The following is a 22,799-nucleotide window of genomic DNA, read 5'->3' as shown; positions in this document are numbered from 1 at the left end:
CCGAAGGGACGCATCATCACGATGGCCGAACGATATCAGGACAGACCGTTTCCTTCCGATGACTATGGTCGCGGTGGTGATCAGCATGGGAGGGCCGAGAGCGGCGATCCCTTGGCCGAGCTCGCTCGCCTGATCGGGCAGACCGATCCGTTCGCAGCGCAGGGGCGGCCCGGCGCGCACCCGCCAGCGGCGCCTGCGCCTGCCCAAAGCTATCAGGACGACGACTACCGGCAGGACGATTACCAGCAGGACCATGCCGAGCAGGCCTCGCCGCCGCCCGGACCACCCTCATGGATGCGGCGCGCCAATGTGCAGCCCGCGCCAGCCCCTGAGCCTGCGTATCCCGTTTCCGGAAGCCCGGTTCATCCGTTGCATCGCTATTCAGCCCAGCCGACCGCGCCGGAGCCTGATTTTCATCAGCCGCAGGCCCATCAGGATCCCGCTCACCAGGATCAGGCTTATCAAGCTCAGGCCTACCAGGATCAGGCCTACCAGCAGCCCGATCAGGCTTACCAGGAGCAAGCCTATCAGCAGCCCGATCCAGCGCGCTACGACGATGCGCTCTACGGACGGCTGGAGGCGGGCGAGCAGGACTACCAGCGCGACCCCGCCTATCCCGACGATCCTTACGCGTTCCAGAGCGACTATCCCGAGGCCGATCTCGACGAGCCGAAAAAGCAGCGCGGCGGCATGATGACGGTCGCGGCGATCCTGACGCTTGCCGTGGTCGGGACCGGCGCTGCTTTCGCCTACAAGACCTATGTGGGCTCGCCCCGCAGCGGCGAGCCGCCGATCATCAGGGCCGACAACACGCCGACCAAGGTCGTGCCGGCGCCGTCGGATTCTTCGGCGAAAGTGCCGGACCGCATGGTCACCGGCGATGGCACCGAGAAGATCGTGCCGCGCGAGGAAGCGCCTGTTGACGTCAACGCCAAGGCGGGAGGTCCCCGTGTGGTGTTCCCGCCGCTGAACCAGAACGCGAACCCGCCTCCGGTCGCGAGCGTGTCGCCGTCCAGTATTCCGCCGTCGGGTGCGGGTCCGAACCCGAGCAACGGGACGCTGCCGAACAATTCGCCGCGCCCGATCAGGACTGTGGCCGTGAAGGGCGATCAGAACGATAGCGCGGCGCCGCAATCGGCTGCGGCCAGGACGGCAACTGCGCCGAAGACGCTCACGGCACCAGCTGCGCCGATCGCCCCGCATACGCCCCCGACCTCGGCCAATGCCAGTGCCAACCAGCCGATGTCGCTGGCGCCGCAAGCGCCGCCAGCCGAACCGCCGCAGCGGATGGCTGCGAGCAACCCGACGCAACTCGCGCCCGCCAGCAGTGGCGGCTATATCGTACAGGTCTCGTCGCAGCAGAACGAGGACAGCGCCGCCGCATCTTACCGGGTGCTTCAGGGCAAGTATGGTAGCATCCTTGGATCGCGCTCGGCGGTGATCAAGCGGACCGATCTGACTGACAAGGGCAAGGGTATCGTCTACCGCGCCTTCGCCGGGCCCTATGGTTCGGCCGCGGAAGCGACGCAGGTCTGCAACAGCCTGAAGGCTGCCGGTGGACCACAGTGTCTCATCCAGAGGAATTAACGGCCGTTTCCTTGACCCCCTCGCGGGTCAGGGTTAATCGGCCGTTATGAGCACGCGGGCCTTCATTACGGGCGTATCCGGAACGGAACTGACCGCCGTAGAGCGGGAGTTTATCCGCAGCGAACGCCCATGGGGCTTCATCCTCTTCAAGCGCAATATTGAGACGCCGGCTCAAGTTGCTGCACTCGTTGCGGAATTGCGAGCGGCTGCGGGTTCTGCTGATGCCCCTGTCCTGATCGACCAGGAGGGCGGACGGGTGCAACGGCTGGGACCGCCGCATTGGCCGGTCTATCCGCCGGGCGCCATTTTCGCAGGCCTCTACGACATTGATTCGGCGTTCGGGCTGACCGCGGCGCGCCTCAGCGCCCGGCTGATCGCGGCCGATCTCGCCGATCTCGGCATCACCGTGGATTGTTTGCCCCTGGCCGACGTTCCCGTGGCCGGCGCCGATGCAGTCATCGGAAATCGAGCCTATGGCACTGAGCCGGGCAAGGTCGCGGCGATTGCCCGGGCCGTCACCGAGGGCCTGGAACAGGGAGGCGTGCTGCCGGTCCTCAAGCACATTCCCGGCCATGGGCGAGCCACCGCCGATACTCATTTCAAGCTGCCGACGGTCGATACATCCAGGGACGAACTGGAACGGACCGACTTCGCGGCATTCAAGCCGCTGGCGGATTTGCCGATGGCCATGACTGCACATGTTGTGTTTAGCGCGGTCGACCCCGCCCATCCGGCGACGACATCTGCGACAATGATCGCTGAAGTGATTCGCGGCGTGATCGGGTTCCAGGGTTTGTTAATGAGTGATGACGTGTCGATGAACGCGCTGTCGGGGAATATCGCCGAACGGACCCGCGCCATCTTCGCGGCCGGCTGCGACGTGGCCCTGCATTGCAACGGCAACATCGAGGAGATGCGCGAGGTCGCCGGCCAGACACCTGAATTGGCGGGCAGGGCGCTGGAGCGGGCAAACGCCGCGCTCGCGGCGCGTAAAGCACCGCAGCCGCTCGACCGCGCGGCCGCACGCGCCGAACTGGACGCATTGATCGCACGGGCAAACACGGCATCGGCATGACCGCAGAAATCCTATCGTTTGAAACCGGGCGGCCCGCAGAACTCGCCGAGGGTGAGCCGGCGTTGGTGGTGGACGTCGAGGGCTATGAGGGGCCGCTCGACCTGCTGCTCGCACTGGCGCGGCAGCAGAAGGTCGATCTCGCCAAGATCTCGATCCTGGCGCTCGCCGACCAGTATCTCCACTTCATCGAAGCCGCGCGAAAGATCCGGCTCGAGCTTGCCGCCGATTATCTCGTGATGGCGGCCTGGCTCGCCTTCCTGAAATCGCGCCTGCTGCTGCCGGAGCCGCCGAGTGCGGACGGCCCGAGCGCGGAGCAGATGGCGACGGCGCTCGCCAACCGCCTGCGCCGGCTGGAAGCCATTCGCGAAGCCGCCAACCGGCTGATGAATAGGCAACAATTGCTGCGCGACATCTTCCCGCGCGGTGAGCCCGAGCAGATCGCCGAGATCAAGCATCCGAAATACACCGCGACGCTCTATGACCTGCTCACCGCCTATGCCTCGCAGCGCCAGTCGCGCGTGCTGGCGAGCGTGCATCTGGCCAAGCGCACGGTGTGGTCGCTCGCCGAGGCGCGCGCCACGCTGGAGCGGCTGGTCGGCAGCATCAGCGAACAGGACGACTGGGGCGTTCTCGACGACTATTTGCTCCGGCACGTTGCCGATCCGACGCAGCGCGCGACGGTGCTGGCTTCGAGTTTTGCGGCTGCGCTCGAACTGGTGCGTGAAGGTCAGCTCGAGCTGAACCAGAAAGAGGCGTTTTCGCCCATCTATTTCCGGAAGGGGCGCCCTCAGCCGATCGTGGACGCAGCTCCTGCGCCCGATGCGCCGGTCGCTTAAGTGCAACAAGGAGAATCTGCCATGGCAAGCCTGGCTGAAATGCGGGTAGATGAGGCCGAGCCGATGGAGAACGAGTCCCAGGCACGTCCCGAAGAATTGCGGCTGCTGGAAGCGCTGCTGTTTGCTTCGAATGAACCGTTGGACACTGCGACGCTGGCCAAGCGCATGCCCGAGGGCGTGGACGTGAAGGCCGCGCTCGAGCAGTTGCAGGCCGACTATTCCTTGCGCGGCGTGAACCTCGTGCGGGTCGCCAACAAATGGACCTTCCGCACCGCGGGCGATCTCGCCTGGCTGATGACCCGTGAGAGCACCGAGACCCGCCGCCTGTCGCGCGCCGCGATCGAGGTGCTCGCGATCATCGCCTATCACCAGCCCGTGACGCGCGCCGAGATCGAGGAGATCCGCGGCGTCGTCACCTCGAAGGGCACACTGGACGTGCTGCTGGAAACCGGCTGGATCAAGCCGCGCGGCCGTCGCAAGACACCGGGGCGTCCCTTGACCTTCGGAACCACCGAGGACTTCCTGTCGCAGTTCACTCTGGAACAGCTCGGCGATCTGCCGGGCTTGGAGGAGTTGAAGGGCACGGGCCTGCTGGATTCGCGTCTGCCGACCGGATTCAGCGTGCCGACGCCGTCGGACGACCCGCAACTGCGTGAGGACGAGGATCCGCTGGAACCGGGCGAGGACCTCGATCTGGCGCTGGCGCCTGCGGTCGAGCCCGAAACGCCGCCGGAAGAGGGTGGTGAGGGCGGCAGCGCGGACTGACGTCCCAGCTCTTTTACCGGCCCCCTGCGACCAGTTAACACTAGCAAGATTACGTAGCGCCAACAGCGAATTGGCGCTGCCTTGGTCCTTGTTTTTGACACCTGCCAAGCCTAGGTTTCTGTGAAGATCGGCCGGTCCCCGGCCATACGCGTTTGGAGGATTGCAGGATGGGTTCACTTAGCATTTGGCACTGGATCCTGGTGATCGCAGTGGTCCTGCTTCTGTTCGGCCGCGGCAAGATTTCGGATCTGATGGGCGACGTGGCGCAGGGCATCAAGGCGTTCAAGAAGGGCATGCAGGACGACGACAAGGTCGCCGACAAGCCCGAGCCGGCCAAGTCCCTCGAGCACACTGCCGCGCCGACCGCGGCACGGTCCGACGTCGGCAGCAAGGCCGTCTGAGCCAGAGAGCACGCGAGACGCAGGTAGCGCCCGATCCTGCGCGCAAGGGATTGGGCCGGTCGCGGCTGGCGTGAACGGAAGACCTCATGTTCGACATCGGGTGGAGTGAACTGGTCCTGATCGGGGTCGTGGCCCTGGTGGCCATCGGCCCGAAAGAGCTGCCGGGCGTGCTGCGCATGGTCGGGCAGTGGATGGGCAAGGCCCGCAAGATGGCCGCCGAATTCCAGGGCCAATTCCAGGAAGCGATGCGCGAGGCCGAAATGGCCGACCTCAAGAAGAGCTTCGATGAGGTCAAGGAAGCGGCTTCCGGTTTTGCCGGCAACAATCTGATGACCTCGCTGCAGAAGGACGTCAGCGACGCACTCCGCGTCGATGCCCTGGACAAGCCGGCCGAGACGACCACCACGGCGGTCGAACCGCCGGCGATTTCGATTGAAGCGCCGACGACGTCAAGTGACGCGTCGACGACGTCAAGTGACGCGTCGCTCACCCCGACCACTCCGGAAGCGCCGAGGCCGGAGACCTTCGTGGAGGCCGAAGCGCATGCGGCCGTGAACGAGCCGCTCGCCATCACCCGTGAGGTTGAGCAGGCGCAGGTCGCACAGGACACCGCACCATCCGAAGCGATCAAGGACGCCAAAGCGTCATGAGCGACGCCGATATCGAGGCCAGCAAAGCCCCATTGATGGACCATCTGATCGAGCTGCGGTCGCGGCTGATCAAGGCGCTGCTCGGCTTCGGCGTGGCCTTCATCTTGTGCTTCTTCTTCGCCAAGCAGATCTACAACGTGCTGGTCTGGCCGTTCGTGTGGGTCGCGGGTCCCGAGAACTCCAAATTCATCTACACGGCGCTGCTGGAATATTTCATCACCCAGCTCAAGCTTGCACTGTTCGGCGCCGGCTTCATCTCGTTCCCGATCGTCGCGACCCAGATCTACAAATTCGTCGCGCCTGGTCTGTACAAGCACGAGAAGAATGCCTTCCTGCCGTATCTGGTCGCGACCCCGTTCTTCTTCGTGCTGGGCGCGGCCCTGGTCTATTTCGTCGTGCTGCCGATGCTGGTCCGCTTCTCGCTCGGCATGCAGCAGGCCGGCAGCGACGAGACCGCGCAGATCCAGCTGCTGCCCAAGGTCGGCGAATATCTGTCGCTGATGATGTCGCTGATCTTTGCCTTCGGCATCGCTTTCCAGCTCCCGGTGATCCTGACGCTCTTGGGCCGGATCGGCATCGTCTCGGCAAAAATGCTGCGCGAGAAGCGCCGCTATTTCATCGTCATCGCCTTCGTCATCGCGGCCGTGCTGACGCCCCCCGACGTGCTCAGCCAGTGCTCGCTCGCGATCCCCTTGCTCGCGCTCTACGAGGGCTCGATCATCGCGGTGAGCATTGTGGAGAAGAAGGCGGCAGCTTCAAAGGCGGCCACCGGCACTGACGTATCGACCCCGGCTAATCCGGCGGAGTAGGGACGAGGTGTCATTCCCCGCGAAGGCGGGGAATCCAGTACGCCGCGGCCTCTCGGATAATCATTGACCTCTCTGGAATACTGGATCATCCGCCTTCGCGGATGATGATAGCCATGCTAGGAGACGCGCACATGTAAATCGTCAACATTCACGTTGACTGTTTACGCGCGGCCCCAGGACCACAGCCATGCACGACATCAAATCGATCCGCGACAATCCGCAAGCCTTCGACGCCGGCCTCGCCCGGCGTGGCCTGAAGCCGTTGTCGGCGTCGCTGCTCGCGATCGACGAGAAGCGGCGGGCGGCGATCCTGGCCTCGGAGCAGGCGCAGGCGCGGCGCAATGCGGCCTCCAAGGAGATCGGCGATGCTAAGAAGGCCAAGAACGAGACGCGCGCGGCCAGGCTGATGGCGGAGGTCGCCGAGCTGAAGACAACGATGCCGGAGCTCGAGGCGGCCGCGAAGGCTGCCGACGAGTTGCTGACAATGGAGCTGTCCGCGATCCCGAACATTCCATTCGATGAAGTGCCCGATGGTGTCGACGAGCACGGCAACGTTCAGCGCCATGTGTTCGGCAACAAGCGCAACTACGGCTTCGCGCCGCAGCTGCATGACGATCTCGGCACCGCGCTCGGCTACATGGATTTCGAGGCGGCGGCAAAACTTTCCGGCGCGCGCTTCGTCGTGCTGAAAAAGGGGTTGGCGAGGCTGGAGCGCGCGCTCGGCCAATTCATGCTCGACCTGCATACCAACGAGCACGGCTACACCGAGATCAACCCGCCGCTGCTGGTGCGCAACGAGGTGATGTTCGGCACCGGGCAATTGCCGAAATTCGAGGACGATCAGTTCTGGGCGATCAAGGGCGAGCTCCTGGCCGCGCCGGACTCTGAGCGGCTGATGACCGAGCGCCTCGGCCTCATCCCGACCGCCGAGGTTGCCCTCACCAATCTCGTTCGCGAATCCATTCTCGACGAGAAGCAGCTGCCGATGCGGCTCACGGCGTTGACGCCGTGTTTCCGCGCCGAAGCAGGCGCGGCCGGGCGCGACACCCGCGGCATGATACGCCAACACCAGTTCACCAAGGTCGAGCTGGTCTCGATCACGACGCCGGAGGTGAGCAAGGACGAGCTGGAGCGGATGCTGTCCTGCGCCGAACAGGTGTTGCAGAAGCTCGACCTGCATTACCGCGTGATGACGCTGTGCGCAGGAGATATGGGTTTCTCGTCGCAAAAAACCTATGACATCGAAGTCTGGATGCCCGGGCAGGGCGACGGCGGCATGTTCCGCGAGATCTCGAGCTGCTCGGTGTGCGGCGATTTCCAGGCCCGCCGCATGGATGCGCGCTCGCGTGGGCCGGACGGGAAGCCCCGCTTTGTGCACACGCTGAACGGCTCCGGGACCGCAGTTGGCCGCGCGCTGATCGCCGTGATGGAGACCTATCAGCAGGAGGACGGCTCGATCGCGGTCCCCAGCGTGCTCCAGCCCTATATGGGCGGGATCAAGGTGGTCGCGCGCGAGTAGGCGTGTTGCCAATCTGAAACTCAGAAACGTTTGGTTGCGAAGATCGGGCGGCCGGTTATCCTGCCGGCCACCCGACAACGCGAACCCCTCCTTCATGGCCTTGCACCGCGACATCTTCTGGGTGGGCAGACAATGGGCGGTGACAGGTGCCGGCATCCAGGCTGTCGATCAGCGGCTGCGTGGCGTGCTCGACATCGCGATCGCGCGGCTATGGGATGACGATCTGGTCCAGAGCCGGCGGGCCAAGCCCGGCGTGAATGCCGCGGATTTCGACAACGCGCTGACGATGGCACGGGAACGCTTTCCGCAGGCGCCGGTGGCGGACCCGTTCGTTGAACAGCTGGAGGCGCTCGGCGTCATCGAGGCTCCAATCGTGAGCCCGGTCGTGCCGGCGATGAAGCTGCACGCGGAGGGCCGGCTGGCGCGCTTCCTGCCGCAATGGCGCGTTCGCCGCTAACAGAACCGGGAACGGCCGCCGGCCCCGATCGGCCGGTTTGCCTGATCGGCCCCAGCCGGATAAGACGGATCAGACCCGTTTCAGGAATCGACCTTTCGCATGCGCATTCTCTGCACCAATGACGACGGCATCCACGCCCCCGGCCTCAAGGTGCTGGAGGAGATCGCACGCGCATTGTCCGATGACGTCTGGGTGGTCGCGCCTGAGCTCGACCAGTCCGGCGTGTCGCATTCGCTGTCGCTGAACGATCCCCTGCGCCTGCGCGAAGTCGGCCCGCGGCACTTCGCCGTGCGCGGCACGCCGACCGACTGCGTCATCATGGGCGCGCGCCACATCCTCGGCGCCAAGCTGCCCGATGTCGTGCTGTCGGGCGTCAACAAGGGCCGCAACGTCGCCGAGGACGTGGTCTATTCCGGCACCATCGCCGGTGCGCTGGAAGGCACCATCCTGGGGCTGCCGTCGTTCGCACTGTCGCAGGAATTCAGCGTCGAGACCCGCGACCGGCCGCTGTGGGACACAGCGCGCAAATTCGGCCCCGACATCCTGCGCAAGGTGATCGCCGCCGGCATCCCGAAGGACACGGTCATCAACGTCAACTTCCCGGCTTGCGCGCCGGAAGATGTGCTGGGCATCCGCGTGACGCGGCAGGGCAAGCGCAATCTGGGCTTCCTCAGGATCGACGAGCGCAAGGACGGCCGCGGCAATCCCTATTTCTGGATCGGCTTCGAGCGCGCGGCGATGATTGATACGCCCGCCGAAGGCACCGATCTCGCGGCGTTGCGCGGACGCTACGTCTCCGTCACGCCGCTCAGGCTCGACCGCACCAACGAAGCGTTTTCCGAGGCGCTGAGTGCGACGCTGAAGTAAGTCTGCTGGAACTTAAGGCCTAGCCGCCGCGAAGCGCGGCTTCGATGGTCTTGCCGAGCGCGTCGAGCTGAAACGGCTTCTGAAGCGCCGGCCGATCGCGGTACTGCTCGGGGAGCCCGGAGGAGCCGTAGCCGGTGGCGAAGATGAACGGGCAGCCTTTCGCCTTGATGACATCGGCGACCGGCGAGATGACCTTGCCGTTGACGTTGACGTCGAGAATGGCGATGTCGAACTCGGTTGCCTGGGCGAGCCGCATGGCTTCGGTGATGTCGCCCGCCTCAGCCGCGACCTTGTAGCCCAGCTCTTCGAGCATATCCGCGACCATCATCCTGATCATCACCTCGTCTTCGACGAGGAATACAGAGCGGCCTGAAAGCCCCGTCGCGGTCATGGTAGAGTCCTTGCCCATTGCCAAAAACGTTCGCAGATAACGTGAATCGACGCAATGCGCGTTTCGACGATCGGATGTCTGAAATGGCCATCGAGGCTCGCCCGTTGCAAGCCGATTTGTGGTCAGATACGCCAGCAGAAGCGTACCACGGGTTCCTGAACCGGAACAAGATTCTCGCGCCCCGGGGTTGGCATCCCGGATCCCCAAAACAGCATAAGCAGGCAATGACCTCCCATCAGCACCCGCCGGAAAAGATGATGTTTCAGCTCACGCTGAGGCGCCGGGGTATCAGCGACCAGGCGATCCTGCGGACCATGGAGGAGGTGCCGCGCGAGCAGTTCGTGGACGAGGCTGATCGCGACGGGGCCTATCGCGATACCGCGCTGCCGATCGCCTGCGGGCAGACCATCAGCCAGCCCTTCGTCGTCGCCTATATGACCGAGCAGCTCCAGCTCCAGAAGAAGCACCGTGTGCTCGAGATCGGCGCCGGCTCGGGCTACCAGGCCGCGGTGCTGTCGCGGCTCGCCGGCCAGGTGTTGACCGTCGAGCGCTACCGCAAGCTCGCGGACGCCGCACGTATCAGGCTTGAAAAGCTCAACTGTCATAATGTCGAGGTGATGCTGGGCGACGGACTCAATCTGCCGCCCAATATCGGCCCGTTCGACCGCATCATCGTCACGGCCGCGATGGAGCAGATTCCGGACAACCTGATCGAGCGGCTGGAGGTGGGCGGCATCCTGATCGCGCCCGTCGGCCCGCATCAGGGCGTGCAGACGCTGATCCGCCTGAGCCGGACCGAGGCCGGGATCGAGCGCAAGGAACTCGTCGACGTCCGCTTCGTGCCGGCGCTGCCCGGCGTGGCGCGGGAGCTGTAGAATTCCGGATTGGATGTGCTGCCAACATCTTATTGGGAGGGTTAAGCCGTTATTTACTCGGCGCGTGTTTACTTAAAAGACCAGTTCTGTTGCGTACGAGTGAGTAACCATGTCCGCTGTCGCCGAGTTGCTTTACTCGCGCCGCGTACCGCAGGTCGCGGTGCTGGCGCTGATCTCCTTCAGCTTCGCAGGGTGCAGCGCCGACATGTCGTCGCGCATGTCCCAGTCGAGCTTCTCCAACCCCTTCGCGCAGGAATCGACCGGTTCGGTGCAGCAGGCACCGCCGCCGCAGCGCGAGCTGCCGCAATATTCGCGGCCGCAGACGCAGTCCGGCTACTACCAGTCGCAGCCCTTGTCGCCGCCGGCGGTGTCTGCGCCGCAATCCTATCCGGTTGCGGCAGGTGGCGGTGTGTCTGGAGGCGGACGTGGCATGGGGTCCTACGCACCCCCGGCGCAGCCGCATCTGGAGACCACGGCCACCGTGCCGCCGCGCTCGGTTGCAGCCGCCCAGCCGGTCAGTGGAACCAAGATCATCGTCGGCACCAGCGATACGCTTGAGTTGCTCGCCAAACGCTATCATGTCACGCCGCAGGCGATCCTCGCGGCCAACGGCTATAAGGGCCCGCGCTCGCTCTCGCCCGGCCAGCAGCTGATCATCCCGCACCAGGCCGCGGCCGCTGCGCCCGCGCCGCTCATGGCTCCCGTTGCGGCGGCGCCTGCTGCGAAGCCGGTTGCTGCCGTTGCCGTGCCGCCGAGCACGCACTTCGTGAACCACGGCGACACGCTCGTCAGCATCGCCCGCAAGAACCACATCTCGGCGGCTGAACTGGCCCGCGCCAACGGCCTCAATCCGTCTGCAAAGCTCAAGCTCGGCACCCGGCTGGCCGTGCCCGGCGCCAGGACTGCCGCCCTCGCGGCGCCGGTTGCCGCGGCTCCGGTCGGAGCCGCCCCCGCCGTGGGTACGCTGCAGCCCGTCACGGTCGCGCCTGCGACCAAGATGGCGGCCGTCGCCGCGCCGGTGCAGAGCGCGCGCCTGGCGCAGGCCACGGCCAATGTCGAGGAGAAGACCGCGGAAGCTCCGGCGAAAGCTGCGGAGACCACCAGCGCGCTGCCGACCTTCCGCTGGCCGGTGCGCGGAAAAGTGGTCACGACTTACGGCGCCAAGACCAATGGGAAGTCCAATGACGGCATCAATCTCGCCGTGCCCGAGGGGACGCCCATCAAGGCGGCCGAAGACGGCGTCGTTGCCTATTCCGGCAACGAGCTGAAAGGTTATGGCAATCTCATCCTGGTTCGGCACTCCAACGGCTACGTCACCGCATATGCCCATGCGAGCGAGCTGATGGTGAAGCGCGGAGATACCATCAAGCGCGGCCAGGTCATCGCCAAGTCGGGTCAATCCGGGGAGGTGGCGTCGCCGCAGCTCCACTTCGAGATCCGTAAGGGATCGAGCCCGGTTGACCCGCTTCAATTCCTGAATGGGGCGTGAGGCCTGCGTTGCCTCGGCACTGAATCCGTCCAGTACGCCGCAGCCTCTCGATTAATCACAACCGTCTCTGGAATACTGGATTCCCCGCCTGCGCGGGGAATGACAGCGATGGGCCGGGCACAGCTTCCGACTGATTACTTCGCCGTCAGCTTCACGCCGAGCCGTCCCGCAAGCTCCTGCACGAACTGCCAGGCGACGCGGCCCGAGCGCGAGCCGCGCGTCGTGGACCATTCCAGTGCCTCGCGTTCCAGCGCCTCGTCGTCGACCTTGACGCCGAAATGGCTACAATAGCCGCGCACCATGGCGAGATATTCGTCCTGACTGCAGCGGTGGAAGCCGAGCCAGAGGCCGAACCGATCCGACAGCGAGACCTTCTCCTCCACGGCTTCGCCGGGATTGATCGCGGTCGAGCGCTCGTTCTCGATCATCTCGCGCGCCAGCAGATGGCGGCGGTTGGAGGTGGCGTAGAGGATGACGTTCTCGGGTCGGCCCTCGATGCCGCCTTCGAGCACCGCCTTGAGCGACTTGTAGGACGCATCATTGCCGTCGAAGGAGAGGTCGTCGCAGAACACGATGAAGCGGAAGGACGAGGCGCGGAGCTGCTCCATGAGTGCGGGCAGGCTCTCGATGTCCTCGCGATGAATCTCGATCAGCTTCAGTCTGTCGGCCGGTTTGCGCCCCGCGTTGATGCTGGCATGCGCCGCCTTCACCAGCGATGACTTGCCCATGCCGCGCGCGCCCCAGAGCAGCGCGTTGTTGGCGGGCAGGCCATTGGTGAAGCGCTCGGTGTTCTCGATCAGGATGTCGCGCACCCGATCGACGCCTTTGAGCAGGAACAGCTCGACGCGGCTGACCCGTGGCACCGCCGCGAGGCGGCCGTCCGGGTGCCAGACGAAAGCATCCGCCTGCTTGAACGATTCGCGTTCGACGGCGAGCTTGCCTTGGGCGGAGAGGTGCGCCGCGATCGTCTCCAGCGCGCGAACGACGCGCTCCTGGGAGAGGTCAGGGGTCGCCTTGGAAGCTGCCTTGGCAGTTGCCTTGGAGGCCGCCTTGGGACGTTTTGCCACGACGCGGGCAGGCTTCCTGGCAGCGGTGCGGGGGCCTTTGCCGGCCGGGCTTTTGCTTGGTATTTGGGGCATGTCCGAAGTTCCTGAGAATGCAGCCTTATCGGGCCTGAGCGCGCTCCGCAAGGTGGCCAAATCGACGGTCTGGCAGCGTTGCAATTGGGGCAATGACCGCTATAGTCCGCGCGAATTTGACCGAACCGGTCGCCATTTGGGCCTGACCGGTTTTCCCCCGTTCTCTCGAGGATCGTCCGAATGCTGATTACCCCTGCGTATGCCCAGGCTGCGGGCGCCGGCGACACCAGCGGCATGTTGATGTCGCTGCTGCCGTTCGCTCTGATCTTCGTGATCATGTACTTCCTGATTCTGCGTCCGCAGCAGAAGAAGGTCCGTGACCACGCCGATCTCGTGAAGAACATCCGTCGCGGCGACACCGTCGTGACCACGGGCGGCCTCGTCGGCAAGGTCACCAAGGTCGTCGACGACGACCAGATCGAGTTCGAAATTGCTGACGGCGTGCGCGTGCGGCAGATGCGCTCGATGGTCTCCGGCGTGCGCGCCAAGGGCGAGCCGGCCAAAGAATCCAAGGAAAGCGCCAAGGACGACGCCGCGGCGAAGTAAGCGCTTCCGCGAGTCCCTCAAATCTCCTGATCTGACAGGTCCAGTCGATGTTGTATTTCACGCGGTGGAAGGCGCTCGGGATTATCCTGACGGCGCTGATCGTGTGCCTCTGCGCGGTCCCGAACTTCTTTCCCGAAGCGCAGGTCAAGACCTGGCCCGCCTGGGCGCAGCGCCGACTCGTGCTCGGCCTCGATCTTCAAGGCGGCTCCTATCTGCTGCTCGAGGTCGACGGCAATTATGTGAAGAAGGAGCGGCTCGATCAGGTCCGCGACGACGTTCGCCGGACGCTGCGCGATGCCAAGATCGGCTTCACCGGCGGCGTCACCGTGCGCAACGACGCGGCCGAGGTTCGGATCACCAAGGAATCCGACCAGCAGGCCGCGCTCGCCAAGCTGCGCGAGCTGGCCCAGCCGCTGGGCGGACTGGTCGGATCCAGCGGTCAGCGCGACCTCGAGGTGACGGATGCTGGCGGCGGCCTGATCCGGCTCGCCATCCCGCAGGCCGCGATGATCGAGCGCATGCGCAAGACCATCGAGCAGTCGATCCAGATCGTCGAACGTCGCGTCAACGAGCTCGGGACCGTCGAGCCCGTCATCCAGCGCCAGGGCAACGATCGCATCCTGGTGCAGGTCCCCGGCCTCCAGGACCCGACCCGCCTGAAGGAATTGCTGGGCAAGACTGCAAAGATGGAATTCCGCATGGTCGATCCTTCGGTGCCGCCGGACCAAGCGCAGCAGGGCGCGTTGCCGCCGGACTCCGAGTTCCTGCCGAGCGCCACGCCGCCGCCGCCCGGCTACGTGGTCAAGAAGCAGGTGCTGGTTGCGGGCGGCGACCTAACCGACGCCCAGGCGACCTTCGACCAGCGCACCAGTGAACCCGTCGTCAGCTTCAAGTTCAATACGTCAGGCGCGCGCAAATTCTCGCAGGCCACGCAAGAGAACGTCGGGCTGCCCTTCGCGATCGTGCTCGACAACAAGGTGATCTCCGCGCCTGTGATCCGCGAGCCGATCACCGGCGGCCAGGGCCAGATCTCCGGCAGCTTCACCGTGCAATCGGCCAACGATCTCGCGATCCTGTTGCGTGCAGGCGCGCTGCCGGCTCCGCTCACCGTGGTCGAGGAACGCACCGTCGGTCCGGGCCTCGGCCAGGACTCGATCGAGAAGGGCGAGCTTGCGGCCTATGTCGGTTCGATCCTGGTCATCATCTTCATGCTCCTGACCTATCGGCTGTTCGGCGTGTTCGCCAACATCGCGGTGGCCATCAACGTCGCCATGATCTTCGGCCTGCTGTCGCTGCTCAACGCGACGCTGACGCTGCCCGGAATCGCCGGCATCGTGCTCACCGTCGGCATCGCGGTCGATTCCAACGTGCTGATCTACGAGCGCATCCGCGAGGAATTGCGTGGCGGCCGCAACGCAATCTCGGCGATCGACGCCGGCTTCAAGCGGGCGCTCGCGACCATCCTCGATTCCAACATCACTACCTTCATTGCCGCCGCGGTGCTGTTCTACATCGGCACCGGTCCGGTGCGCGGCTTCGCCGTGACGCTCGGCATCGGCATCATCACCACGGTGTTTACCGCCTTCACCCTGACCCGGCTGATCGTCGCCGGGTGGGTGCGGTGGAAGCGGCCGCAGAGCGTGCCGATCTAGGAGCCTGATCGTGAATCATACCATTCTCATCGGGCTCGGCGTCCTCATTGCCATTCTCACCGTGGTTGCGGCGTTCGGCTGGCTGCCGTCGCTGCGCATCGTCCCCGACAATACTCATTTCGACTTCACGCGCTTCCGCCGCATCAGCTTCCCGATCTCGGCAGCGCTGTCGATCGTCGCGATCACGCTGTTCTTCACCCACGGGCTGAATTTCGGCATCGACTTCCGCGGCGGCACGCTGCTCGAAGTGCAGGCCAAGTCCGGCACCGCCGATATCGCGGCTATGCGTACAACGCTGGATGGTTTGCGCCTCGGCGAAGTCCAGCTGCAGCAGTTCGGCGGTCCGGCCGACGTCCTGATCCGCGTCGCGGAGCAGCCGGGCGGTGACGCCGCGCAGCAGGAGGCCGTGCAGAAGGTTCGTTCCGCGCTCGGCGATTCCGTCGACTATCGCCGCGTCGAGGTGGTGGGACCGCGCGTCTCCGGCGAGCTGCTGGCCTACGGCATGCTCGGCCTGATGCTCGCGATCGTCTCGATCCTGGTCTACCTCTGGTTCCGCTTCGAGTGGCAGTTCGCGCTCGGCGCCATGATCGCCAACGTGCACGACATCGTGCTGACGATCGGCTTCATGTCGATTAGCCAGGTCGATTTCGACCTGACCAGTATCGCGGCACTTCTGACCATTCTCGGCTATTCGCTGAACGACACCGTCGTCATCTACGACCGCATCCGTGAAATGCTGCGGCGCTACAAGAAGATGCCGATGCCGCAGCTCCTCAACGAGTCCATTAACTCGACGCTGTCGCGCTCGATCATCACCCACTTCACGGTGACGCTGGCGCTGCTGGCCCTGCTCCTGTTCGGCGGTCATGCCATCCACAGCTTCACCGCGGTGATGATGTTCGGCGTGGTGCTGGTCGGCACCTACACCTCGATCTTCATCGCGGCGCCGATCCTGATCTATCTCGGCGTCGGCGAGCATCGCGAAGATGCGCGCGATACGGCTGCGCCGGCGAAGAAAAACAAGGCATGATCCGAACCGCATGCCCTCGCAGGCGTTTGCGAGGGCGATACGCCTATTCGGACGAAGCTCATGGCCGGCGATTCCAACGCACCGCATTTCCCGCGCTCGGCGCCGATCGAGGCCTACGGCAAGGGCGGCTTCGCCTTTGCCGGCATGTCGCATCGGGGCTCGCTGCTCTGCCTGCCTGACGCGATCTGGGCCTGGGACGTGACAGACCCGGCGCGGATCGACCGCTATTCGCTGGAGCGGGTGTTCATCTCCGCCAATAGTATCGACACGCTTCTGATCGGGACGGGAACCGGTGTCTGGCTGCCGCCGCCGGAGCTGCGCCAGGCGCTGAAAGCGGTGAGGGTGGTGCTGGACACGATGCAGACCGGACCTGCCGTGCGCACCTACAACATCATGATGGGCGAACGGCGCCGCGTCGCGGCCGCGCTGATCGCCGTGCCATGAGCAGTTCCGCGCCGCCGCCGGATTCCGCTGTCTTCTGCGCTGACCTCGTGCGCAGCCACGACTTTTCCCGCTATGCCGCGACCCTGTTCGCGCCTGCCCCCGAGCGCCGCGCGCTGCTGGCGCTCTATGCCTTCAATGTCGAGATCGTCCGCGTTCGCGATCAGGTGAGCCAGCCCTTGCCGGGCGAAATCCGCCTGCAATGGTGGACCGACATGCTTTCGGGCCAGGTCCACGGCAGCGCCGAGGGCAATCAGGTGGCGGCGGAACTGCTCCGCGCGATCCGCGATTTCGACCTGCCGGTCGAGCCGCTGTCGCTGCTCGCCGACGAGCACCAGTTCGACCTCTACAACGATCCGATGCCGACCATGACGGCGCTCGAAGGCTATCTGGCCGCGACTTGCTCGGCGCTGTTTGCCCTCGCGGCACGGATCATGGCGTCACCTTTGGACGCAGCGGAGCATCTCGCGCGGCATGCCGGGCTGGCCCAGGGCATCGCTCAGGTCATCGCGAACTTGCCGCGCGATGCGGCGCACCGGCGATTGTTCTTGCCGCAGCAGGTTCTGGGGAGCCATGGCTGCAACATGGAGGATGTGTTCGCCGGCAAGGAGACGCCGAATTTGCGCGCGGTCCTGAACCAACTCGCGGGCGAGGCCGGGCAGCATTTGACCACGGCCTTGTCGCTGTTGGCGGAGGTGCCGCCGTCGGCACGGCCGGCATTTCTGCCGCTGAGCCAGGTGCGGGCCGACCTCGAGCGCCTGTCGCAGCCCGCGCGTAATCCGTTTACGCCGCAGCACTCGTCGCGGCTGCGCACGCTGTGGACGCTGTGGCGGGCTTCACGATCGCGGGAATTTACCAAATAGAAGCTGGCTTATCGCCTCATTTTGCCAAATGCTCTATGCTGTCCCATGGCTGAATTGTCCCAAAGCGTGTCCTCTGATCTCAGCGGCCTTCCGGTCGTGCCCGATGATATTCATGCCGCCGCCAAGACCATCCGCGGCGCCGTCGTCGATACGCCCTGTAGCTACAGCCGCACGCTGAGCAACATCTGCGGCTGCGACATCTGGCTGAAATTCGAAAACCTCCAGTTCACCTCCTCGTTCAAGGAGCGCGGCGCGCTCAACCGCCTCGCGGCGCTGACACCGGAGGAGCGCGCGCGCGGCGTCGTCGCGATGTCGGCTGGTAACCACGCCCAGGGCGTTGCCTATCACGCCAGGCGGCTCGGTATTCCCGCCACGATCGTCATGCCGGTCGGCACGCCCATGGTGAAGGTCGAGAACACCAAGCACCACGGCGCCGAGGTGGAGGTCACGGGCGCGACGCTGGAGGAATCCGCCGCGTATGCACGCAGCCACGGCGAAGCTCGCGGCATGATCTTCGTCCATCCTTACGACGATCCGCTTGTCATCGCGGGGCAGGGCACGGTCGGGCTGGAGATGATGAAGGCGGTACCGGAGCTTGACACGCTGGTCGTTCCGATCGGCGGCGGCGGCCTGATCAGCGGGATCGGCATTGCCGCGAAATCGATCAAGCCATCGCTGCGGATCCTCGGCGTCGAGGCCTGGCTCTATCCCTCGATGTACAACGCCATCCATGACGGCAATCTGCCGGCGCGCGGCGATACGCTCGCCGAAGGCATCGCGGTGAAATCGCCTGGCAAGATCACGACCGAAATCGTCCGCCGCCTCGTCGACGACATTGCGCTGGTCAACGAAGCCGAACTTGAACGTGCGGTCGCCACCCTGATCTCGATCGAGAAGACGGTCGTCGAGGGCGCCGGCGCCGCTGGCCTCGCTGCGCTGATGTCCGATCCCTCCCGCTTTGCCGGCCAGAAGGTCGGGCTGGTGCTGAGCGGCGGCAATATCGACACACGGCTGATCGCGTCGGTCCTTACCCGCGAGTTGGCGCGCGAGGGGCGGCTGACCCAGTTGTCGCTCGACATCCCCGACAGGCCCGGCCAGCTGGCTGCGGTCGCGGCACTGCTGGCCGAGGCCGGCGCCAACATCATCGAGGTCTCGCACCAGCGCACGTTCTCGGACCTGCCGGCGAAGGCGACGCTGCTGCAACTCGTCATCGAGACCCGCGACAGCGCCCATCTCGACGAGGTCATGGCCAAGCTTGGCGCATCCGGATTGAGTGCGCGCTGCACGTGATTGGCGCGACCGTTATTCCGGCAGGCCGGCGGCACGAAGCGCCTCGCCAAGGGACGACGCAAGCGCCGGGGAACAGTTGACGCCTGAGAACTGCCGACTGTAGCGGAACGTCGGGTGCAACTCGAGTACCCGGGCGGCCGCCGCCCTCGCTTCTTCCAGACGTCCGAGCTTTGCGAGCGCCGCGGCCAGTTGCACATAGGTAATGCTATGTCGAGGATTGGCCTGAACCGACCGGTAGGCCGCACGACAGGCTTCTTCATATCGACCGCGGTGGAAGTGACCCATGGCCTGCGCGTCGAACGCAGCAAAAGCCCAGGGATCGAACGGACTGAGCCGCACGCCGCTTTCGCTCCACTCGATGGCGCGGTCGGCTTCGCCGCCCCAACCGAGCATGACGCTGCCGAGGATGTAGGTCAGCGCCGATGATGGGCTGATGGCGAGTGCGGCGTCGAGTGCAGTGAATGCTGCGGAACGATCGTGCCCATCCATGCCGATCGAAAAAGCCGCAAGGGTGAGAGCAAGCGCGTCATCCTGTCCGTGGATCAGGGTCGACCGAGCATGATGGATAGACGCGGCCCGATTGACCTCCTGCAAACCGGCTCGAAGGAACAGGCAATGGTGACACATTGCGGCATTGCCGCGCGCTAGCGCATAAGTAGGCTCTAGCGCGATCGAACGTGCGAGCAGCACAAGGGCCTGCGTGACCTGCTCAGGCATTCCGGAATCGACATCCGGCTGGGCCCGCAGGACAAGATCATAAGCATCGAGGCTGTCGGGCCGTTGGCGCTTGACCCTGTTGAATTCGGCGCGCCGCAGGCTCGGCGCAATGGCGCCGACGACCGATAGGGCGATGTCATCCTGGAGGGCGAAAACGTCCTCGGACCGGCGGTCGTAGCGCTCGGCCCACACATGCCCGCCGGTCGACGTATCGATCAACTGGCCTGTGATACGGACCGTTGTGCCGGTCTTCCGGACGCTGCCTTCCAGCACATACCGGACGCCAAGCTCGCGGCCGACCTGTTTCAAGTCCACCGCACGGCCCTTGTAAATGAACGTCGAATTCCGCGCGATCACGAACAGCCAGTTGATGCGCGACAGTCCGGTGATGATGTCGTCGACCATCCCGTCGGCAAAGTAGTCCTGCTCTGCATCACCGCTCAGGTTCGCGAAGGGCAAGACTGCGATTGACGGCCTGTCAGGCAACATCAGCGATGGCGCTGCGGATGCGTGATCCCGCTGGGACGTCGCAACGGAGGGACCCACATAGCGATAGCCGTGCCGCGGCAGGGTCTCGATCCAGCGGGCCTCTCCAGAGATATCCGCCAAAATGCGCCGCACAGCAGCGATTTGGACGGTCAAATTACTGTCTTCGATTGCCTGGGCGGGCCACGCCGCCTCGATCAAGGCTTCCTTGGACACCGGCGCGCCGGCCCGTCGCACGAGCAGGGCCAAGAGCAGGACGGCTCGCTGGCCGAGGGGGGTCGGCTCGGCACCGTGGAAAAGGATTCTTGCATCGGCGTCCAGACGGAATGGACCAAATTCAAGGATCATGGCCATTGCCAAAGAAGGGCACATTTCGGAGGTTTTTTGCAATGTTTTCCGAACGGCTTCACCACTTTCAGGAGCCGCTGGATCACAATGGCGCAGTTTTCAGGCAGAGCCGCACCAAGCCATGGAGGGTCACATGAACGCCAAACCGCTCATCCGCAGGCCCGGCGAGACCAAGGGAATCATGCTGCGCGGTCAACCGATGGCCTTCCTGGTAACCGGCGAACATACAAAGCACACCAGCATGTTCGACTGGACGATACCGGCAGGGTTCGCCACAGGCCGGCACGTTCATCGCGTGCAGGAAGAGACCTTCTACATGCTAGAGGGCGAGTGCGAATGGCATGTCGGTGACGAAGTCGTCCGAGCGGCACCGGGGACCTATCTCTTCATCCCGCCCGGCGTCCCGCACAACATCACCAACGTCAGCGAGAAGCCCGCGCGCGTGCTCATGACGGTCTCTCCACCGGGACACGAACGCTACTTCGAAGAATTGGCCAAGCTGACCGCAAACGGAGCCCCGGACGCGAAAGCCATCAGTGAATTGCGCGCCCGCTTCGACACCGACCAGCTGTCGGCGCTGACAACGAAAGGTTGAAGGCCATGTGCTGGGGCGACGGCGGATCGGCTTCGAACTTGATTCGGTCGCGCAGGTTCTTGCGCCTTGCTATCGCGGCACCAAACCCGCCAAATGGGCGATCAGCCGATCGATCTCGACTTCCGTGTTGTAGTAATGCGGGGATGCCCGCACCACCGGCGGCAGCGAGCGAATTTCGGCATCGATGCGCGTGCTCGACGGATCTGAGGCACCGATAGTGATGCCGGCTGCGGCCGCATCACTGACGACCGCTTCCGCCTCGTACCCTTCCATCGTGAAGCTGACGATGGCCCCTGGAGCGCGTCCGAGGTCGCGAATGCTGATGCCGCGAACGGACGCGAGGCCGCCCCGGAGACGGTCCGACAGCATGCGGCAGCGCTGCTCGATGGGGCCTATTCCGATGTCGAAGGCATAATCGACAGCCGCACCCAGTCCCAGACGCGCCACGTAATTGTTCTCCCAGGTCTCGAACCGGCGCGCATCGTTACGCAGCCGGTAAGCATCCCGGGAGACCCAGGGCGCGGCGAAGTGGTCAATCATCGGCGGTTCGAGCTGTTGCAGCATCTCCCGGCGGACGTAGAGAAAGCCGGTGCCGCGCGGGCCGCGCAGGAATTTGCGACCAGTCGCCGACAACATGTCACAGCCGATGGCCTCGACATCGACCGCCATCTGTCCGACCGCCTGGCAGGCGTCGAGCAGATAGGGAATGCCTCGCGCTCGCGCGATTTTGCCGACGGCTGCAGCCGGATTGACCAGCCCGCCATTGGTCGGAACCCAGGTGATCGCAATCAGTCTCACGCGCTCGTCGATCATGCGTTCGAGCGCGTGGACGTCGAGTTCGCCGTTGGCGTCGCTCGGCACGACCTCGATGATCGCGCCTGTGCGCTTGGCGATCTGAAGAAAGGCGACATAATTGGCAGCGTATTCCGCCTCGGCGGTCAGGATCCGGTCGCCCTCGCGAAACCGAAATGCGTAGAACGCCATCTGCCAGGCCACCGTCGCGTTCTCCATGAGCGCGATCTCATCCGGCGCGGCATTCAGCAGGCGCGCGACCGAGCCGTAGACCGCTTCCAGCCGATCGAACGCCCGGTCGGCCGCAGCGTAACCTCCGATCTCGCTCTCCAGATCGATATGCCGCTTCATGGCCTCCACAACGGGAGCCGGCATGAGAGCCGCCCCTGCGTTGTGAAGGTACGCAAGCCGGGAGGTAGCTGGCGTATCGGCACGTATTCGCTCGATGTCGATCAATTGCGCCTCCGCTTCTCGCGATCTCAATGCATGAATTAGGCGCGTGGAGGAGTGCGAGCAAGATGGCCGCCGGCAATGCCTGAGTTCGCCTCAGATACAGAGCCCGAGCAGCTTGATGTGACAGCCGCCGGATTTGGGCTTGCTTGCAGGAGCGGCCTCACGTTTCACGGCGACCAGCGGCTCCTTGTCCTTCTTGCCTTTGCCCTTCGGCTCGTAGTCGCCGGCGATCACCATCGCCCAATAGGTGCGCTTGCCGCTGGCGGTTTTCGCGTTCGCGATTCCGACGCGGGAGGCGTTGTGCAGCAGCAGGTTCTTGCGGTGTCCGGACGAGTCGATCCACTGGCCCAGCGTCTTCTCGAAATTGTCGTAGCCGTAGGCGATGTTCTCGGCGGCGCGGCCTGCGCCGGCCGGCGCGACGCGGCGATTGAACGGGCCGAGGGCGTCGTGACTGAGGTCGTCCTTCGCCGCCATCGCGCGCGCCTGGTCCATGGCGATGCGGTCGAGGGTCGAATCGCGCACGACGCGGACCTCACCATGCTTGAGGCGAAAGCTCGAGATCTGATCGGCTGGGGATTCGGCCATTGCGGGCGTGGTGGCGAGCAGCAGAAGGCCAGCGACCAGGCTGCCAACCACACGATGCATCATCGTTCCCCGAGTACCCATGACCCCGTCAGCCCCTCCCGCCAAGCCCGAATTCTCCGATCGCTTCTCTATCGCCAATGT

24 protein-coding genes are annotated in these 22,799 nt (G+C 64.8%); 19 read left to right on the top strand and 5 right to left on the bottom strand.

Annotated features, from left to right (window positions below; all coding sequences use genetic code 11):
* Nucleotides 1-21 precede the first annotated feature (21 nt).
* The 10 genes from IVA74_RS25880 to surE all read left to right on the top strand — a co-directional run bounded on the left by IVA74_RS25880 (nucleotide 22) and on the right by surE (nucleotide 8,966).
* Nucleotides 22-1,587, top strand: coding sequence for an SPOR domain-containing protein (locus IVA74_RS25880; protein WP_247349169.1), 1,566 nt, complete (start codon nucleotides 22-24; stop codon nucleotides 1,585-1,587).
* Between the two features lie 46 nt (nucleotides 1,588-1,633).
* Nucleotides 1,634-2,662, top strand: coding sequence for a beta-N-acetylhexosaminidase (gene nagZ / locus IVA74_RS25875; RefSeq protein WP_247349168.1), 1,029 nt, complete (start codon nucleotides 1,634-1,636; stop codon nucleotides 2,660-2,662).
* Nucleotides 2,659-3,498, top strand: coding sequence for a ScpA family protein (locus tag IVA74_RS25870; protein WP_247349167.1), 840 nt, complete (start codon nucleotides 2,659-2,661; stop codon nucleotides 3,496-3,498). Before nagZ ends, IVA74_RS25870 begins: the two co-directional genes overlap by 4 nt.
* Before the next feature lie 21 nt (nucleotides 3,499-3,519).
* Nucleotides 3,520-4,263: an SMC-Scp complex subunit ScpB gene (gene scpB, locus IVA74_RS25865; protein WP_247349166.1), complete on the top strand. Its 744-nt coding sequence runs from the start codon at nucleotides 3,520-3,522 to the stop codon at nucleotides 4,261-4,263.
* 167 nt (nucleotides 4,264-4,430) lie between these two features.
* Nucleotides 4,431-4,664 (top strand): twin-arginine translocase TatA/TatE family subunit, encoded by a 234-nt coding sequence (locus tag IVA74_RS25860; protein ID WP_247349164.1) that lies wholly within the window; start codon nucleotides 4,431-4,433, stop codon nucleotides 4,662-4,664.
* An 86-nt stretch (nucleotides 4,665-4,750) separates the two neighbouring features.
* A complete protein-coding gene (gene tatB / locus IVA74_RS25855; protein ID WP_247349163.1) occupies nucleotides 4,751-5,314 on the top strand; it encodes a Sec-independent protein translocase protein TatB in 564 nt (187 codons plus the stop codon).
* The gene (gene tatC, locus IVA74_RS25850) at nucleotides 5,311-6,123 is read left to right on the top strand and encodes a twin-arginine translocase subunit TatC (protein WP_247349162.1); all 813 of its coding nucleotides are present in this window, start codon (nucleotides 5,311-5,313) and stop codon (nucleotides 6,121-6,123) included. Before tatB ends, tatC begins: the two co-directional genes overlap by 4 nt.
* 187 nt (nucleotides 6,124-6,310) lie before the next feature.
* Complete coding sequence (gene serS / locus IVA74_RS25845) at nucleotides 6,311-7,642, top strand: serine--tRNA ligase (RefSeq protein ID WP_247349161.1); 1,332 nt, start codon at nucleotides 6,311-6,313, stop codon at nucleotides 7,640-7,642.
* A gap of 94 nt (nucleotides 7,643-7,736) precedes the next feature.
* Nucleotides 7,737-8,099: a hypothetical protein gene (locus IVA74_RS25840; protein WP_247349160.1), complete on the top strand. Its 363-nt coding sequence runs from the start codon at nucleotides 7,737-7,739 to the stop codon at nucleotides 8,097-8,099.
* Between the two features lie 99 nt (nucleotides 8,100-8,198).
* A complete protein-coding gene (gene surE / locus IVA74_RS25835; protein WP_247349159.1) occupies nucleotides 8,199-8,966 on the top strand; it encodes a 5'/3'-nucleotidase SurE in 768 nt (255 codons plus the stop codon).
* Nucleotides 8,967-8,985: 19 nt separating this feature from the next.
* Here surE and IVA74_RS25830 read toward each other — a convergent pair whose 3' ends face one another.
* The gene (locus IVA74_RS25830) at nucleotides 8,986-9,357 is read right to left on the bottom strand and encodes a response regulator (RefSeq protein WP_008547195.1); all 372 of its coding nucleotides are present in this window, start codon (nucleotides 9,355-9,357) and stop codon (nucleotides 8,986-8,988) included.
* 224 nt (nucleotides 9,358-9,581) lie between these two features.
* On the opposite strand from IVA74_RS25830, the gene IVA74_RS25825 reads away from it, so the two are divergent.
* On the top strand, nucleotides 9,582-10,232 hold the full coding sequence (locus IVA74_RS25825; protein WP_247349468.1) for a protein-L-isoaspartate(D-aspartate) O-methyltransferase: 651 nt from the start codon (nucleotides 9,582-9,584) through the stop codon (nucleotides 10,230-10,232).
* A 109-nt stretch (nucleotides 10,233-10,341) separates the two neighbouring features.
* Nucleotides 10,342-11,721: a LysM peptidoglycan-binding domain-containing M23 family metallopeptidase gene (locus tag IVA74_RS25820; RefSeq protein WP_247349158.1), complete on the top strand. Its 1,380-nt coding sequence runs from the start codon at nucleotides 10,342-10,344 to the stop codon at nucleotides 11,719-11,721.
* Between the two features lie 134 nt (nucleotides 11,722-11,855).
* Here the strand turns inward: IVA74_RS25820 and IVA74_RS25815 are convergent, their stop codons facing one another.
* The gene (locus IVA74_RS25815) at nucleotides 11,856-12,860 is read right to left on the bottom strand and encodes an ATP-binding protein (protein WP_247349157.1); all 1,005 of its coding nucleotides are present in this window, start codon (nucleotides 12,858-12,860) and stop codon (nucleotides 11,856-11,858) included.
* Nucleotides 12,861-13,040: 180 nt separating this feature from the next.
* On the opposite strand from IVA74_RS25815, the gene yajC reads away from it, so the two are divergent.
* The 6 genes from yajC to IVA74_RS25785 are packed head-to-tail and all read left to right on the top strand — an operon-like array spanning nucleotide 13,041 to nucleotide 18,682.
* A complete protein-coding gene (yajC, locus tag IVA74_RS25810) occupies nucleotides 13,041-13,406 on the top strand; it encodes a preprotein translocase subunit YajC (protein ID WP_247349156.1) in 366 nt (121 codons plus the stop codon).
* Between the two features lie 47 nt (nucleotides 13,407-13,453).
* A complete protein-coding gene (gene secD / locus IVA74_RS25805) occupies nucleotides 13,454-15,058 on the top strand; it encodes a protein translocase subunit SecD (RefSeq protein WP_247349155.1) in 1,605 nt (534 codons plus the stop codon).
* A gap of 10 nt (nucleotides 15,059-15,068) precedes the next feature.
* The gene (secF, locus tag IVA74_RS25800; RefSeq protein WP_247349153.1) at nucleotides 15,069-16,088 is read left to right on the top strand and encodes a protein translocase subunit SecF; all 1,020 of its coding nucleotides are present in this window, start codon (nucleotides 15,069-15,071) and stop codon (nucleotides 16,086-16,088) included.
* A 60-nt stretch (nucleotides 16,089-16,148) separates the two neighbouring features.
* Entirely contained in the window at nucleotides 16,149-16,532 is a 384-nt protein-coding gene (locus IVA74_RS25795) for an Mth938-like domain-containing protein (RefSeq protein WP_247349151.1), read from the top strand.
* The gene (locus IVA74_RS25790; protein ID WP_247349150.1) at nucleotides 16,529-17,392 is read left to right on the top strand and encodes a phytoene/squalene synthase family protein; all 864 of its coding nucleotides are present in this window, start codon (nucleotides 16,529-16,531) and stop codon (nucleotides 17,390-17,392) included. The genes IVA74_RS25795 and IVA74_RS25790 overlap by 4 nt, the downstream gene beginning before the upstream one ends.
* Before the next feature lie 45 nt (nucleotides 17,393-17,437).
* Nucleotides 17,438-18,682 (top strand): threonine ammonia-lyase, encoded by a 1,245-nt coding sequence (locus IVA74_RS25785; RefSeq protein ID WP_247349149.1) that lies wholly within the window; start codon nucleotides 17,438-17,440, stop codon nucleotides 18,680-18,682.
* 12 nt (nucleotides 18,683-18,694) lie between these two features.
* Here the strand turns inward: IVA74_RS25785 and IVA74_RS25780 are convergent, their stop codons facing one another.
* Entirely contained in the window at nucleotides 18,695-20,239 is a 1,545-nt protein-coding gene (locus tag IVA74_RS25780) for a winged helix-turn-helix domain-containing protein (protein ID WP_247349467.1), read from the bottom strand.
* Between the two features lie 127 nt (nucleotides 20,240-20,366).
* On the opposite strand from IVA74_RS25780, the gene IVA74_RS25775 reads away from it, so the two are divergent.
* Nucleotides 20,367-20,828, top strand: a complete 462-nt coding sequence (locus IVA74_RS25775; protein ID WP_247349148.1) for a cupin domain-containing protein — start codon at nucleotides 20,367-20,369, stop codon at nucleotides 20,826-20,828.
* A 69-nt stretch (nucleotides 20,829-20,897) separates the two neighbouring features.
* On the opposite strand, the gene IVA74_RS25770 is transcribed toward IVA74_RS25775, so the two are convergent.
* Nucleotides 20,898-22,076, bottom strand: a complete 1,179-nt coding sequence (locus IVA74_RS25770; RefSeq protein ID WP_247349147.1) for an aminotransferase class V-fold PLP-dependent enzyme — start codon at nucleotides 22,074-22,076, stop codon at nucleotides 20,898-20,900.
* A gap of 90 nt (nucleotides 22,077-22,166) precedes the next feature.
* Nucleotides 22,167-22,718 carry a CAP domain-containing protein gene (locus tag IVA74_RS25765; RefSeq protein ID WP_247349146.1) on the bottom strand — a complete coding sequence of 184 codons (552 nt, stop codon included), beginning with the start codon at nucleotides 22,716-22,718 and terminating at the stop codon, nucleotides 22,167-22,169.
* Between the last annotated feature and the right edge of the window lie 81 nt (nucleotides 22,719-22,799).

Origin of the sequence: Bradyrhizobium sp. 132 (assembly GCF_023074185.1) — a bacterium.
Taxonomy (GTDB): Bacteria; Pseudomonadota; Alphaproteobacteria; order Rhizobiales; family Xanthobacteraceae; genus Bradyrhizobium.
Note: the sequence above shows the minus strand (reverse complement) of the source record. Positions and strands in the feature narration are given on the sequence as shown.